Below are 347 nucleotides of genomic sequence, written 5' to 3'. Positions count from 1 at the left end.
GGGAGATGAATCGGAACGGTTTTTAATCTTTAACTCCTGCTTGAGAGCGAATATATTTCTCAATCATTTCTATTGTTGCTTCTCCAGTTGTTAAAATGCAATAACTTCTACTCCAAAATACGGGTTTCCAGTAATATGTTTTTGAATATTTCATTTAGGTCTTCTAATAGTTCTTTGTTAATACATTTGTGTCTATATTTAGTTATTACAACCAAATGATATTTTAGATTGTATATTGAATGTCTATTGCTTTTAAATTCACTATCATTCATCTAAAAAACTCCTTTACAACTAAATTAAATTACGATATAATTATAACATAAGGAAGTGGGAAAATCTATGAAAAT

2 protein-coding genes are annotated in these 347 nt (G+C 27.4%); both read right to left on the bottom strand.

Annotation, left to right across the window (positions count from 1 at the left end; genetic code table 11):
- Positions 1-22 precede the first annotated feature (22 nt).
- Positions 23-154, bottom strand: coding sequence for a transposase (locus QMG30_RS25125; RefSeq protein WP_330680852.1), 132 nt, complete (start codon positions 152-154; stop codon positions 23-25).
- Complete coding sequence (locus tag QMG30_RS24860) at positions 108-272, bottom strand: transposase (RefSeq protein WP_330680851.1); 165 nt, start codon at positions 270-272, stop codon at positions 108-110. Before QMG30_RS24860 ends, QMG30_RS25125 begins: the two co-directional genes overlap by 47 nt.
- Between the last annotated feature and the right edge of the window lie 75 nt (positions 273-347).

The organism is Vallitalea longa (assembly GCF_027923465.1).
In the GTDB taxonomy this organism is placed as follows: Bacteria; Bacillota; Clostridia; order Lachnospirales; family Vallitaleaceae; genus Vallitalea; species Vallitalea longa.
The sequence above is the reverse complement of the archived record's forward strand: the minus strand, read 5'-3'. Positions and strand labels throughout refer to the sequence as shown.